This is a genomic window from Stenotrophomonas sp. CASM106 (genome assembly GCF_049384825.1).
Taxonomy (GTDB): domain Bacteria; phylum Pseudomonadota; class Gammaproteobacteria; order Xanthomonadales; family Xanthomonadaceae; genus Stenotrophomonas; species Stenotrophomonas muris.
Genome location: NZ_JBMRFS010000005.1, coordinates 1 through 14,464 on the forward strand (window position 1 = coordinate 1; position 14,464 = coordinate 14,464).

The window sequence follows — 14,464 nt, forward strand, 5'->3', positions numbered from 1 at the left end:
CCATCCTGATCAGCACACTGGCCAGCGAGTTGCCCGAACTGGGCAGCTTGGGAAGCAAAGCCATAGCGTCGCTGGTGGGGCTGGCCCCGATGAACCGCGAAAGTGGCACCTGGCAGGGCCAACGGCGAATCAGTGGTGGGCGCGCGGTGGTACGCGAAGCCCTTTACATGGCGGCCCTGACGGCCATCCGGTACGAGCCAAGACTGCGCACGTTTTACGCTGGCCTGAAGGCCAAAGGCAAAGCGAGCAAGGTGGCGCTCGTGGCGGTCATGCGCAAAATGCTGGTGATCCTCAACGCCCGTAAGCGAGACGCCGAGGTGGCCCTCGGCTGCCCCTGACAAGACAGTTGCTACTGGGTGCAGCTGTGGCTTTTGACGTTGGGTCCGCCTTGAGCGAGCCGAGCATCGCAGGGGAATCAGGGGCGAAGAGGCGCCGGTGTTTGAGCGTAGCGAGTTCGGCGCCGTCCCCTGATTCCCCGAGAAGCGCAGGGCACCGGTGCGTAGCACCGGCTCGCGCTCTGGCGGCGTGTTTCTTTGGTTACTTTCTTTGCACGAGCAAAGAAAGTGACACCCACCCGCGGTCGCGGAAATGATCCGCCGGGCAACGCCCGGCGCTCCCAGTGCGTCGGCGCACGCCGCTACAACCACCCCTTCTGCCGCGCCAGCCGGTACGCCTCGATCCGGTTGGCCACGCCCAGCTTGCCGATGCACTCGGACAGGTAATTGCGCACCGTACCGTGCGACAACCCCAGCTGCTCGGCGATCTCGCTGGCGGTGCGGCCCTCGCCCGCCAGCCGCAGTACGCGGCGCTCGCGGTCGGTCAGCGGATCGGCCTGCGACCACGCATCCAGTGCCAGCTGCGGGTCGATCGCGCGGATGCCCTGTTTCACCTTGCGCAGGGCATCGGCCAGGTTCTCGGCCGGTGCATCCTTCAGCAGGTAGCCCAGCACGCCGGCTTCCAGCGCGCGGCGCAGGAAGCCGGCGCGGGCGAAGGTGGTCACGATCACCACCTTGATCGGCAGCTCGTGGCGCGCGATGCGCTGGGCAAGCTCGAGCCCGGACAGGCCGGGCATCTCGATGTCGGTGACCAGGATGTCCGGTTGCAGCTGCTGCAGCATCCGCCACGCGGTTTCGCCATCGGCGGCGCTGCCCAGCACCTCGATATCCGGCTCCAGGCCCAGCAACGCCGACAGTGCACCGCGCACCATCGCCTGATCCTCGGCCAGCAGGATGCGGATCATGCGGCACCGTCCTGTGCCAGCGACGGCGGCGCTCCCGGCGGCAACGGTGTGGTCGCGGCAGCCAGTGGCACGCGCACGGTCAGTCGCGTGCCCTCGCCCTTTGCGGACTGTACCTGCAGGCTGCCCCCCAGGGCGGCCACGCGTTCGCGCATGCCGCTCAGCCCGTTGCCCTCGGCCTGCACGCCGCCACGGCCATCGTCGCGGATCTGCATCGCCAGCATGCGTCCCTCCAGCATGAACTCCACCCGTGCCTGTGTCGCCTGTGCATGGCGCACGATATTGGTTGCGGCCTCGCGCAGCACCAGCGCCAGCCCGCGTTCGACATCCACCGGCATCGCCGGTGGTGGTGCGTATTGAAGGTGGACCTGCTGGCATTCCAGCAGCAGCCGCGCCGATGCCAGCTCACCGGCCAGGTCGCTGGCGCGGATGCCGGTAACCGCGCTGCGCACCTGTGCCAGCGCTTCGCGGGCGATGGCCTCGGCCTCGCCGATCTCCAGCCGCGCGCGCGCGTCGCCGCGGTCGTGCAGCTTGCGCGCCAGCTCCAGCTTCAATGTGATCAGCGACAGGGTGTGGCCGAGCAGATCATGCAGGTCGCGGCCGATGCGTTCGCGCTCGGCAGTGGCCGCCAGCCGCCGCACCTCGTCCTGCGACAGCTGCAGTGCCGCATCCTTCTGCTGGTTGAGCGCTTCCACGTTCACGACCAGCCCCACGATGTAGGACACGGCCGGGATCCAGACCAGGCTCTGCCACGGGTACTGGAACAGCAGCGCGAGGCTGCAGAACAGAAGGTTCAGGCCAGTGAGCTGCAGCAGATACTGCCACCAGCCACCGCGTCCGCTCACCCGCAGCAGCACGCAGCCGAACACGAAGTAGGTCAGCCCGGACGGATACCAGGGCAGCAGCACCAGCGACATCGCGATCAGGCCCAGCGCATAGCGCGGAGCGTGATGGCGCGGCGCCACCATCACCTTGGCGTACAGCAGCAGGAACACCGGATAGCTGGCCAGCGTCAGCAGCAGCCAGCGCAGGGTGAAGCCGTGGCCAAGCAAGGGCGTCAGGAAAATCCACACCGACCACAGCAGGTGGACTGCCTCGCTCCAGGGCGATTTTCCCCGGCGCAGCGTATCGGCCACCGCCGAGTCCGGCGCGGGGCGCAGCAGCGAGGCAAGCCATGTCGACGGCACGGGCGGTTCCAGGCGGGGACGATCGCCGCCGATCATGCCAGTTCAGCCGCCTGCGCGCAGGCGCCACCACCGGCCGGGCGGCACCGGCGCAACCGAGCGCGGATCACGGTACGCTTGGCGGCGCGGCTGTGGCGGGCCAGCGACGGGGTGATCGGATCCATGGGCGGTACCGGTAGCGGGGACGTTGCCATCCTGTGCCGCCGTGGTCACGTTTCGCAGTTGCCGCCGTCAGTGTCATCGGGTGACAGCTGTCACTGCCGTCATCGCTGTGCCTGCCTGCATGCTGTGCCGCACGCTCCACCGCCGGCACCGCCGCCGCCCGCCCTTCCGGCCACACCCGCCCAAACGCCTGTGATGGAACGAATGAACGCTTCTGCCGAGCTGTTGAAGGAACTCCGTATCGACCGCAAATCGCCGCCGCCCGCCTCCGGCGGCAGTGGCGGTGGCCGCCGCTGGCTGTGGATCGCGATCATCGTGGTCGTGTTGTTGCTGGCCGCTGTCGGCTTCGCCCTGTTCGGGCGTACGCCGGCAGTGGACGTGGAAACCGCCCCCGCCGTGGCCATCCAGCAGGGCAGCGCCAGCAGTTCGGTGCTCGATGCCAGTGGCTACGTGGTCGCCCGGCGCATGGCCACGGTATCGGCCAAGATCACCGGCAAGGTGCGCGAGGTGATGATCGAGGAAGGCATGCGCGTGGAACAGGGCCAGATCATGGCCACCCTGGACCCGATCGATGCCGACGCGCAGCGCAGCCTGTATGCCTCGCAGCTGCAGGCCGCACGCAGCCAGGTGGCCGGGCTGGAAGCGCAGCAGAGGCAGGCGGCCGCTGAAGCCAGCCGCCTGCAGGCACTGGTCGGCCAGCAGCTGGTGTCGCGCTCGCAGTACGACCAGGCGGTGGCCCAGCGTGACAGCCTGCGTGCACAGCTGGACACCGCACAGCGCAACGTCAGGGTGGCCAACGACCAGCTGGCCATCGCCGATCTGGGCGTGGACAACAACATCGTGCGCGCGCCGTTCTCCGGCGTGGTCACTGCCAAGGCCGCGCAGCCCGGCGAAATCGTCTCGCCGCTGTCAGCGGGCGGTGGGTTCACCCGTACCGGCATCGGCACCATCGTCGACATGGACTCGCTGGAGATCGAAGTCGAGGTCGGCGAGGCCTTCATCGGCCGCGTGCAGCCGAAGATGCCGGTGGAAGCCACGCTCAACGCCTATCCGGAGTGGAAGATTCCGGGCGAGGTGATCGCCATCATCCCCACCGCCGACCGCGGCAAGGCCACGGTGAAGGTGCGCGTGGCGCTGAAGGTGAAGGACCCGCGCATCGTGCCGGAGATGGGCGTGCGCGTCAGCTTCCTGGAACAGGCGCAGCCGCAGGCGGCCGCCAAACCGCAGGGCGTGCGCGTGCCGGCGGGCGCCGTGGTCCAGCGCGAGGGCGCCTCGGTTGCCTTCGTGCTGGGTGACGAAAGCCGCGTGCAGCAGCGCACGGTCGAGGCCGGCCAGGCGATGGGCAAGGACCGCCAGATCCTCAAGGGCGTGAGCGCAGGTGAATCGGTGGTGCTGAACCCGCCGGACACCCTGCGCGATGGCGCCAAGGTGCAACAGAAACAAGCGCAGTAGCGGCCTGGCGCCCACGGGCGCCGCCGGCAGCACCGCTCGACGCACGCCTGCGGCCCCCTGCCGTGGCGCTTCCCCGTTTCCCGCCTTCCGTGGAGAACCACCCATGTCGACCCTGGTTTCACTGCGCAACATCACCAAGACCTACCAGCGTGGCCCCGAGAAAGTGCAGGTGCTGCACGGCATCGACCTGGACATCGCCAGCGGCGACTTCGTCGCGCTGATGGGCCCGTCCGGCTCGGGCAAGACCACCCTGCTCAACCTGATCGGCGGCCTGGACAACCCCAGCGGCGGCGAGATCAGCATCGAGGGCGAGCGCATCGACCAGATGAGCGGCGGCCAGCTGTCGACCTGGCGCAGCCACCACGTCGGCTTCGTGTTCCAGTTCTACAACCTGATGCCGATGCTGACCGCGCAGAAGAACGTGGAACTGCCGCTGCTGCTGACCCACCTCAATGCGGCGCAGCGCCGCCGCAATGCCGAGATCGCGCTGACCCTGGTCGGCCTGGCCGACCGCCGCAGCCACCGCCCGAATGAACTGTCCGGCGGCCAGCAGCAGCGCGTGGCAATCGCCCGGGCGATCGTATCCGACCCGACCTTCCTGATCTGCGACGAACCGACCGGCGACCTCGACCGCCAGTCCGCCGAGGAGATCCTCGGCCTGCTGCAGCAGCTCAACCGCGAGCATGGCAAGACCATCATCATGGTCACCCATGACCCGAAGGCCGCCGAGTACGCCACGCACACGGTGCACCTGGACAAGGGCGAGCTGGCCGACGCGCCGCTGGCCCACTGACGGAGGCCACGGCGATGAAATACTTCTCGTTGGTGTGGGCGCAGCTGTTCCGCAGCCGTACCCGCACGTTGCTGACCCTGCTCTCCGTGGTGGCCGCGTTCCTGCTGTTCGGCATGCTCGATTCGGTGCGCGTGGCATTCACCTCCGGCGGCAGCGTGGAAGGCGCCAACCGCTTGGTGGTCGCATCGCGGCTGTCGATCACCCAGTCGCTGCCGATCCGCCTGGAAGCCCAGGTGCGGCAGGTGGCCGGCGTGCGCGACGTGGCCTATGGCATGTGGTTCGGCGGCATCTACCAGGACCCGAAGAACTTCTTCCCGAACTTCTCGGTGTCCCCCAACTACTTCGATGTCTACCGCGAGCTGCAGATCGACCCGGCACAGCTGGAAGACTGGAAGCAGACCCGTACCGGCGCCATCGTCGGCGAAACCCTGGCCAAGCAGTTCGGCTGGAAGATCGGCGACACCATCCCGCTGCAGGCCACGATCTTCCCGCGTGGCGGCAGCAACGACTGGCCGCTGCTGCTCAAGGGCATCTACCGTTCCAAGGACCGTGCGCTGGCCGCCAACGAAGAACGCCAGTTGATGATGAACTGGAAGTATTTCGATGAATCCAACGACTACATCAAGAACCAGGTGAGCTGGTACACGGTAACGCTGGACAACCCGGACCACTCTTCGCGGGTGGCGCAGGCGATCGACGCGATCTCGGCCAACTCCGACCACGAGACCAAGACCCAGACCGAATCGGCGTTCCAGCAGGCCTTCGTCAAGCAGTTCGCGGATATCGGCATGATCGTCACCTCGATCATGGGCGCGGTGTTCTTCACCCTGCTGCTGTTGACAGGCAACACCATGGCGCAGGCCGTGCGCGAGCGCGTGCCGGAGCTGGCCACGCTGAAAACGCTGGGCTTCAAGGACAGCACCGTGCTGACCCTGGTGATGGTGGAATCGGTGCTGCTGATCGGCCTGGGCGGCCTGATCGGCATGGGCCTGGCCGCCCTGATCCTGCCGGCCATCGGCCCGAAGAGCATGGGCATGCTGCCGCCGCACGTGCCGACGCCAACCTGGCTGATGGGGCTGGGCCTGATCGTGGTGATCGGCATCATCGTCGGCCTGTTGCCGGCGCTGCGTGCCAAGCGCCTGAAGATCGTCGACGCACTGGCCGGTCGCTGAGGAGAACACAGACATGTTCAAGAGCAAACTCAAGAAGTGGCTGGGCAACGGCGTAACAGTGCTGCTGCTGGCGGTCGGCCTGGCGCTGTGGATCAGCCTGCCGTGGACCGGCGTGCTGGCCGTGGCGGTGCTGGTGGCCCTGTGGCTGCTGCTGACCCGCGGGGGGCGACTGGCGCTGGCCGCCACCCGCATCGGCGTGGCCAGCCTGCCGCAGCGCTGGGGCGCGTCTTCGGTGATCGTGGTCGGCATCGCCGGCGTGGTCGGCGTGCTGGTGGCAATGCTGGCGATGGGCGAAGGCTTCCAGGCCACGCTCAACAACACCGGCGATGACACCACCGCCATCGTGCTGCGCGGTGGCTCGCAGGCCGAGACCAACTCGGTGATCACCCGCGAGCAGGTACCGATGCTGTGCACCCTGCCCGGCATCAGCCGCGATGCGCAGGGCCGACCGCTGCTGTCGCCGGAGCTGTCGCAGGTGGTCAACCTGGTGTCGAAGTCCGATGGCACCGACGTCAATGCGCAGTTCCGCGGCGTGGGCCCGCAGGCGTGGGCGGTGCATGACAAAGTCAGGATCGTCGAGGGCCGCAAGTTCGCCACTGGCCTGCGCGAGATCGTGGTCGGCCAGGGCGCCAAGGGCCAGTTCCGCGACATGGAGGTGGGCAGGACACTGACCCTGGGCAACCAGACCTGGACCGTAGTGGGTGTGTTCGCCACCGGCGATGCGCATGATTCGGAACTGTGGACCGACGCCGATACGCTGGCCACCACCTACCAGCGCAGCGCCTGGCAGTCGATCAGCGTGCGCACCGAGGGCAAGGCAGGCTTCGATCAGTTCAAGGCCGCCGTCGCCGCCGACCCGCGCCTGAAACTGGACGTGGAAACCACCCGCGTGTACTACAGCAAGCAGGGCGGCGGGCTGACCAAGTTGATCGACATCCTTGGCAAGGTGATCGGCACGATCATGGCGGTCGGTGCGGTGTTTGGCGCGCTCAACACCATGTATGCGGCCGTCGCCACGCGCGCCCGCGAAATCGCCACCATGCGTGCGATCGGCTTCCGCGGCCTGCCGGTGGTGACGGCAGTGATGCTGGAGACGATGCTGCTGGCGCTGCTCGGTGGCCTGCTCGGCTGTGCGGTGGCGTGGCTGCTGTTCAATGGCTACAGCGTGTCCACCATCGGCAGCAACTTCAGCGCAGTGGTGTTCAAGTTCCATGTGTCGCCGGAACTGCTGTGGACCGGCCTGAAATGGGCACTGGGCATCGGCCTGGTCGGCGGCCTGTTCCCGGCCCTGCGCGCGGCACGTTTGCCGATCACCACGGCGCTGCGCGAAACCTGAGCATCGCGCAGCGGTGGACTGCGCATCACGCAAGGGGACGGAGCGAAGGCTCCGTCCCTTTCACGTTGCCGAACTCAGAAATCCGCCGCCGCAGCATCAGACGGCGGGGCCGCGCGCGGCCAGATGCTGGCGAAGGACCTCCTCGGGCGGATACGCCGTGCCCAGCGCGTGCTGCTCGCCTGTGTGCCGGTCGACGAAGATCGGCCCATTGCCGGCCAATGCATCCGAGATTTCGCCGGATTGCAGGTAGCGCAGCGACTGGAAGCAGAACAGCCAGCCTTCGACCACTTCGTGCTCATGCGTGATGGCAACCGGCTCATCGTCGCTGGCAAGTGCAGCCTCCACGCGACGGCGTGCTTCTTCAAGCTGGATCATTCCTTCGTCTCCTGCCTTCGATGACAATGCGAAGAGCATTTCATGCGGGCAGGTGCATCACAACGGCTGCGCGCCTGCATACAAGCGCGTATTGCGACGCGTTGTCGCAACCACTCAAGCGTGCCAGCTTCGTGCCGCTATCGATGCCTCTGCCCATCGCAAACGCAGCGCGCGTGACGCTGCGCACAGCGCATCTGTGGATTGTTGGTTGCGATTCATTTTCGCGCACTTCCAGCGGCGCCGAGACAAACAGTTACGAATGGAAACATTCTAGAATCGCGCCCCCCACGTTGGTTTGCAGCACCCCACGCGCCCATAGAACGGGCGCTTGTTTTTACTGAAACACGAGATTTCACGGATGTCCCTGAAAACCAATCCGCTGCGCAACGCGATCGTCATCGCGCTGGCCGCCAGCTGCACCACCCCCGCCTTCGCACAGAGCGCCGGCGATACCCCGACCAACCTCGACCGCATCGAAATCACCGGCTCGCGCATCCGCCAGGCCAGTGTCGAAACCGCACAGCCGGTGGTCGCGCTCAACCGCGCCGAGATCGAGAAGAAGGGCTACGTCAACGTCGCTGACATCCTGCAGGACATTCCTGCCGCCGGTGCGCCGAGCATGAGCCGCGCCTCGTCGCTGACCTCCTCGCGCGACTTCGGCGGCATGTACGTCAGCCTGCGCAACCTGGGCCCGGAACGCAGCCTGGTGCTCATCGACGGCCGCCGCATGGGCATCAGCGCCGGCGGTTACTCCGACCTGGCCTCGATCCCGTCGTCCATCGTCGAGCGCGTGGAAGTGCTGACCGACGGCGCCTCCGCGCTGTACGGCTCCGATGCCATCGCCGGCGTGGTCAACATCATCACCCGCAAGAATTTCGATGGTGGCGAAGCCAGCGTCTATGTCGGCCAGTACGGCCAGGGTGACGGCCAGAAGCGCGCCTACAGCGCGACCTTCGGCAAGACCTTCGAGCGCGGCTGGTTCAGCGTGGGTGCCGAGCGCACCAAGGAAGATGAGGTGCTGGGCAAGGACCGCGCGTTCAGCCGTTACACCAACGGCCCGCGCCACCCCAACGATGGCCTCAATGGCAACACCCCGTGGGGCTACGTCACCGTCGGTGGCAAGAACCTGACGGTAGGCCCGGGCGGCGACCCGGGCAAGGCCGGCAACTTCCATGCGCCGGACCCGGCTGATGGTGCCAACACCAAGTCGAACATGAGCCTGCTGACAGGCCTGGAACGCACCTCGGTGTTCGCCAACGGTGGCTTCTCGATCACCGACAACCTGCGCATCGTCGCCGACGCGTTGTACAGCAAGCGCGAGTCGACCAAGCACCTGGCCGGTTACCCGTACTCGGTCAGCGCCGCACAGGCCCGCAATGGCAGCCGTGCCGCCCTGTCCAAGGACAGCGCGTTCAACCTGTGGGGCCAGGATGCGCTGTTCGCGCACCGTACCGAGGAACTGCCGCGCGGCACCGAGAACAACCTGGAAACCAAGCGCGCCAGCATTGGTCTGGAAGGCAGCTTCGAAACCGGTTCGCGGTACTGGGACTGGAACGTCAACTACATGTACAACCGCAACGAAGGCGAGCGCATCGGTACCGGCAGCATGTACCAGCCGCACGTCAACCTGGCCGTCGGCCCGTCCTTCATGGACGGCAACGTGGCCCGCTGCGGTGCGCCGGGCGCGGTGATCGCCGGCTGCGTGCCGTGGAACCCGGCCGCCCCGATGGGTTACACCGGCCCCGGCTCGCTGAGCAACCAGGACGTGCAGGACTACTTGTTCACCCGCTTCGTCGACAAGATGCAGAGCACCACCAAGGTCGCCAGCGGCAACATCTCCGGCTCGCTGTTCACCCTGCCGGCCGGCGACATCCTGGCCGCGATGGGCTTCGAGCACCGCAGCGAAGAAGCCAGCTACACTCCGGACACGATGGTGCAGAAGGGCGAGATCGCCGGCACCAGCGGCCAGCCGACCCGCGGCAACTACTCGCTCAACGAGGTCTACCTGGAGCTGCAGGTGCCGCTGCTGGCCGACCTGCCGTTCGCCCGCGAACTGTCGCTGGACATGGCCGGTCGCTACTCGGACTACAACAACTTCGGTTCGACCACCAACAGCAAGTTCGGCCTGAAGTGGAAGCCGATCGACAGCCTGCTGGTGCGCGCCACCTACGGCACCGGCTTCCGTGCGCCGACCGTGGATGACCTGTACGGCGGCACCGTCAGCAGCCGCGACTCGTTCACCGATCCGTGCGATACCTCCTTCGGTACCGCCGCCACCAGCCCGACCGTTGCTGCCCGCTGCCAGGCGCTGAAGGTGCCGGCCAACTTCCGCCAGCTCAACAGCGATGGCAGCGTGGCCACCAAGCCCGGCCAGCAGGCCACCACCGATTTCAGCTCGGGCTCCAACCCGGGCCTGAAGCCGGAAACCGCCAAGACCTGGACCGTCGGCCTGGTCTACAGCCCGGACTTCGTGCAGGGCCTGGACGTCAGCCTGGACTGGTGGAAGATCCGCATCGACAACGCCATCGTCGGTGAGTCGGCCACCAACATCCTGGAACAGTGCTACGTGCAGGGTTCGGATGCCGCCTGCGGCCGCTTCACCCGTGGCAGCAACGGCCAGGTCAACTCGCTGGACCGCTCGCTGGTCAACGCGGGCTACCGCGAAACCGCCGGCTATGACATCAACGTGCGCTACCGCCTGCCGGAAACCGCGTTCGGCAAGTTCGCCGTCAACTGGAACACCACCTACACCGACTACCTGGAGCAGCGCAACGACAGCGCCGCCACCACCCCGGTGGAACAGCGTACCGGTTGGGCCGGCGACTTCCGCGTGCGCTCCACCTTCAACCTGGATTGGCAGTACGGCGACCTCGGCATCGGCTGGACCGCGCGCTACTACTCCAGCATGAAGGAGAAGTGCTCGTACATGGATGAGTGCAACCTGCCGGGCTTCAACTCGTCGTACACCAGCGCGTCGCCGACCAACAAGGTGGGCTCCAACACCTTCCACGACCTGCAGGTGCGTTACAGCCTGCCGTGGGATGGCACCGTGTCGCTGGGCGTGAACAACGTGTTCAACCACCAGGGTCCGATCATGTACAGCCAGCCGAACAGCAGCTTCACCTACTACGGTGGCTTCGACATCGGCCGCTTCATGTACATGAAGTACCAGCAGCGCTTCTAAGCCTGCAACCGCGTTCCCGCCACGGCCATCCCTCTCTCCTGGCCGTGGACGGAAGCAGAACGGCGCCCCTCGGGGCGCCGTTCTTTTTTGGGTGGAAGCGGGTCGGATCCCTTCGCCCTGCGAAGGGCTCTGACCCCAGGCGACGGATAGAACAGGGTCAGAGCCCTCCGCGTTGCGGAGGGATCCGACCCCGCAGCCCCGCCGGCGCTAGCGCTTGGCGCGCATCGTGCGGATGTTGTCGCCGACGAACAGGATCAGGCCGGCCCAGATCGCGGCAAAGCCGATCGCCTTGGCGGTATCGAACGCTTCGTGGAAGAAGAACACGCCCAGCAGCAGCTGCAGGCTCGGTGCGATGTACTGCAGGATGCCGACCAGCGACAGCGGAATGCGCTTCACTCCGTAGGCAAAGCCGATCAGCGGTACGGCGGTGACTGCGCCACCGAAGATCAGCAGCAGGTCGTTGCGCCAGCCCCAGCCATGGAAGAACGCACCGCCATGGCCGTTTTCCGCCCAGATCGCGAAGGCCAGCGCCGGCAGGAACAGGTACATGCTTTCCACGCCCAGGCCGGCCACCGGGTCGACCGAGACCAGCTTGCGCAACAGCCCATACAGGCCGAACGAACAAGCCAGGCCGAGCGCGATCCACGGCGGTGTGCCGGCGTCGATGGTCAGCCAGGCCACGCCCACCGCCGCCATCGCCACCGCCACCCATTGCAGGCGGCGCAGGCGTTCCTTCAGCACCAGCACGCCCAGCAGCACGTTCACCAGCGGGTTGATGAAGTAGCCCAGGCTGGTCTCGATGACATGACCGGCGTTGACCGCCCAGATGTACAGGCCCCAGTTGAAGGCGATGGTCAGGCTCGACACCAGCAGGATCGGCAGCGCGCGCGGCTGCGCGGCGATCTTCTGCCACCAGCCCAGGCGCGAGCTGATCAGCAGCCAGCCCAGCACCAGCACGGTGCTCCAGATGATGCGGTGGGCGATGATCTGGAACGAAGGCACCTCGTTGAGCAGGTGCCAGTACACCGGCACCAGGCCCCAGATCACGAAGGTGGACGCGGTGACCAGCAGGCCCCGGCGTTGTTCTTTCTCGTCCATGCTCATCTCTTTCGCGTCCTTGCCATCGTCAGTACCACCACACCCAGGAGAATCACCGCCATCGCCAGCAGGTCGCGCCAGCCGAAGCGCTCACCGTTGAGCAGCGCGCCGAGCAGCACCGCGATCACCGGATTGACGTACGCATAGCTGCCGGCCAGCGCCGGGCGCACGTTCTGCAGCAGCCACACGTAGGCAGTGAACGCGACGATGGAGCCGAACACGCACAGGTAGGCCATCGCCAGCAGGCCACCGGTATCGGGCAGCGTGCTCGGGCGCTCGCCGACCGCCAGGCCGATCAGCACCAGCAGCACGCCACCGCAGATCATCTGCCCGGCCGCGGTCATGAACGGGCCCGGCAGGTCCAGCCCGCGTGCCCACACCGAACCGAACGCCCAGCCGATCGGCGCGATCAGCAGCAGCACCAGCCCGGTCGGCGAGGCGGTCAGGCTGCTGCCGGCATTGAGCCAGACCACACCGAGGAAGCCGATGGCGATGCCCAGCCACTCACCGCGGCTGGCATGCTGCCCGCGCAGCGCCGAGAACAGCGCCATCCACAGCGGCACCGAGGCCACCGCGGTGGCGGCCAGGCCCGAGGACACCTCGCGCTCGGCCAGCACCACCATGCCGTTGCCCAGCACCAGCATGGTCACGCCCATGATGACCAGGTTGCGCCATTGCCGCAGGGTCGGGTTCGGCAGCTTCCAGAACAGGCGCAGCGCCAGGAACATCAGGCCGCCGGCAATGATGAAGCGGCTGCCGGAGACCATCGTCAGCGGCAGTGCGCCGCCGTGCAGGGCCTTGGCGATGCCCAGGTAGGTCGAGCCCCAGACCACGTAGACCAGCAGCAGTGCCAGCGCGACAAGGCCACCCCGGGGGGCAGCCGCAGACGAAGAGGGGGGAGCCGACATGACACACCAGGGAGCCGGGGGAAGGCGGATTCTAGGACGTTTTGAGTATGGTCCGGGACCCCATGCGGTGGCACGCTGTCATCCATCCATGCACCCTGCTCTGGTCTGCTACCCCGTGTTGACGGTCGATGCAGTACCAAGAGGGCTGCCCGGCCGCGCCGCCCCAAGGCCGGGCGCCGTTTTCCCTGCGCACGGACGCGCCGCATCGAGGATTCCCACCCAGATGAGCACCACGCCCCAACCTGCTGTCCCCGCGAACGACCGCGCCGCCCTGCGGCGGTCGATCTCCAACACCCTCAAAGGCTCCGCCGGCAACCTGGTGGAGTGGTACGACGTCTACGTGTACTCGGTGTTCGCCGTGTACTTCGAATCGCAGTTCTTCTCGCCCGACGACAAGAACTCCACGATGTACGTGTGGGCGATCTTCGCCGCGACCTTCCTGATGCGCCCGATCGGCGCCTGGTTCTTCGGCCGCTTCGCCGACCGCCATGGCCGCCGCCTGGCGCTGACCGTCTCGGTCACGTTGATGGCGCTGTGCTCGTTCCTGATCGCCATCACCCCCACCGCCGCCAGCATCGGCATCTGGGCCGCGGTCATCCTGCTGTTCGCACGGCTGCTGCAGGGCTTCGCCACCGGTGGCGAGTACGGCGCCAGCGCCACCTACATGTCCGAAGCCGCCATTCCCGGCCGCCGCGGCTTCCTGTCGTCCTTCCACTACGTCACCCTGGTTGGCGGCCACGTGCTGGCCCAGCTGACCCTGCTGCTGATGCTGACCTTCTGGGGCAAGCCGGAAATCTCCGAGTGGGGCTGGCGCATCGCCTTCGGCATCGGCGGCATCGCCGCGGTGGTGGTGTTCTGGCTGCGCCGTGGCATGGACGAGTCGCTGTCGGAGTCGTCCATCGAGGCCGCGCGCGAGGGCAAGGCGCAGAAGTCCGGCTCGATGTACGAGCTGTTCGTGCACCAGTGGCGACCGCTGCTGCTGTGCTTCCTGATCACCGCCGGCGGCACCGTGGCCTTCTACACCTACTCGGTGAACGGCCCGAAGATGATCCAGAGCGCCTTCGCCGGCAACGATCCGATGACCGGCACCCTGATCAACCTGGGCGTGCTGGCCTTCCTGATGGTGCTGCAGCCGGTCGGTGGCTGGCTGTCGGACATCATCGGCCGCAAAACCCTGCTGGTGTTCTTCGGCGTCGGCGGCGTGCTGTACAGCTGGTACCTGATCACCCAGCTGCCGCACCAGCATGACGCCACCCTGGCCTTCCTGACCCTGGCGCTGGCGTTCGTCATCCTCACCGGCTACACCTCCATCAATGCGGTGGTAAAGGCCGAACTGTTCCCCACCCATGTGCGTGCACTGGGCGTGGGCCTGGGCTATGCGCTGGCCAACTCGCTGTTCGGCGGCACCGCCCCGCTGCTGTACCAGGGCGCGCTGAAGACCGGCCACGTCGATTGGTTCGCCCTCTACGTGACTGCCACGATCGCGGTATCGTTGGTGGTCTATGTGTTCTTCCTCACCAACAAGGGCCCGAACTGGCTCGACGGCACCCGCAAGTAAGCGCG

Annotated in this window: 13 protein-coding genes; 7 read left to right on the forward strand and 6 right to left on the reverse strand. The window is 66.9% G+C overall.

Features of this window, described 5'->3' with window-relative positions:
- A partial coding sequence (locus VG556_RS13085; RefSeq protein ID WP_157806065.1) for a transposase occupies positions 1-338 on the forward strand: 338 nt, incomplete at its 5' end.
- Positions 339-637: 299 nt separating this feature from the next.
- Here the strand turns inward: VG556_RS13085 and VG556_RS13090 are convergent.
- From VG556_RS13090 to VG556_RS13100, 3 genes are read right to left on the reverse strand one after another with little or no spacing between them, the layout of a single operon-like run.
- A complete protein-coding gene (locus tag VG556_RS13090; RefSeq protein WP_014645643.1) occupies positions 638-1,240 on the reverse strand; it encodes a response regulator transcription factor in 603 nt (200 codons plus the stop codon).
- The gene (locus tag VG556_RS13095) at positions 1,237-2,460 is read right to left on the reverse strand and encodes a sensor histidine kinase (protein ID WP_032956229.1); all 1,224 of its coding nucleotides are present in this window, start codon (positions 2,458-2,460) and stop codon (positions 1,237-1,239) included. The genes VG556_RS13090 and VG556_RS13095 overlap by 4 nt, the downstream gene beginning before the upstream one ends.
- Positions 2,457-2,585 (reverse strand): hypothetical protein, encoded by a 129-nt coding sequence (locus VG556_RS13100; RefSeq protein WP_257473236.1) that lies wholly within the window; start codon positions 2,583-2,585, stop codon positions 2,457-2,459. Before VG556_RS13100 ends, VG556_RS13095 begins: the two co-directional genes overlap by 4 nt.
- Positions 2,586-2,787: 202 nt before the next feature.
- Between VG556_RS13100 and VG556_RS13105 the strand changes: the two genes are divergently transcribed.
- The 4 genes from VG556_RS13105 to VG556_RS13120 all read left to right on the forward strand — a co-directional run bounded on the left by VG556_RS13105 (position 2,788) and on the right by VG556_RS13120 (position 7,336).
- Positions 2,788-4,035 carry an efflux RND transporter periplasmic adaptor subunit gene (locus VG556_RS13105; protein ID WP_100450917.1) on the forward strand — a complete coding sequence of 416 codons (1,248 nt, stop codon included), beginning with the start codon at positions 2,788-2,790 and terminating at the stop codon, positions 4,033-4,035.
- Between the two features lie 103 nt (positions 4,036-4,138).
- Positions 4,139-4,828, forward strand: coding sequence for an ABC transporter ATP-binding protein (locus tag VG556_RS13110; protein ID WP_004137569.1), 690 nt, complete (start codon positions 4,139-4,141; stop codon positions 4,826-4,828).
- A gap of 14 nt (positions 4,829-4,842) precedes the next feature.
- Positions 4,843-6,000: an ABC transporter permease gene (locus VG556_RS13115; protein ID WP_100450916.1), complete on the forward strand. Its 1,158-nt coding sequence runs from the start codon at positions 4,843-4,845 to the stop codon at positions 5,998-6,000.
- Between the two features lie 13 nt (positions 6,001-6,013).
- The gene (locus tag VG556_RS13120) at positions 6,014-7,336 is read left to right on the forward strand and encodes an ABC transporter permease (protein ID WP_423179993.1); all 1,323 of its coding nucleotides are present in this window, start codon (positions 6,014-6,016) and stop codon (positions 7,334-7,336) included.
- A 96-nt stretch (positions 7,337-7,432) separates the two neighbouring features.
- On the opposite strand, the gene VG556_RS13125 is transcribed toward VG556_RS13120, so the two are convergent.
- Positions 7,433-7,711: a YrhB domain-containing protein gene (locus VG556_RS13125; protein ID WP_019661820.1), complete on the reverse strand. Its 279-nt coding sequence runs from the start codon at positions 7,709-7,711 to the stop codon at positions 7,433-7,435.
- 358 nt (positions 7,712-8,069) lie between these two features.
- On the opposite strand from VG556_RS13125, the gene VG556_RS13130 reads away from it, so the two are divergent.
- Positions 8,070-10,895 (forward strand): TonB-dependent receptor, encoded by a 2,826-nt coding sequence (locus VG556_RS13130; RefSeq protein ID WP_100450914.1) that lies wholly within the window; start codon positions 8,070-8,072, stop codon positions 10,893-10,895.
- 207 nt (positions 10,896-11,102) lie between these two features.
- On the opposite strand, the gene rarD is transcribed toward VG556_RS13130, so the two are convergent.
- Together rarD and yedA are read right to left on the reverse strand one after the other, a co-directional pair.
- Positions 11,103-11,999: an EamA family transporter RarD gene (gene rarD / locus VG556_RS13135; protein ID WP_014645638.1), complete on the reverse strand. Its 897-nt coding sequence runs from the start codon at positions 11,997-11,999 to the stop codon at positions 11,103-11,105.
- Complete coding sequence (yedA, locus tag VG556_RS13140) at positions 11,996-12,901, reverse strand: drug/metabolite exporter YedA (RefSeq protein ID WP_049404006.1); 906 nt, start codon at positions 12,899-12,901, stop codon at positions 11,996-11,998. The genes rarD and yedA overlap by 4 nt, the downstream gene beginning before the upstream one ends.
- Positions 12,902-13,124: 223 nt before the next feature.
- Between yedA and VG556_RS13145 the strand changes: the two genes are divergently transcribed.
- Positions 13,125-14,459, forward strand: a complete 1,335-nt coding sequence (locus VG556_RS13145) for an MFS transporter (RefSeq protein WP_014645636.1) — start codon at positions 13,125-13,127, stop codon at positions 14,457-14,459.
- Positions 14,460-14,464: the final 5 nt, after the last annotated feature.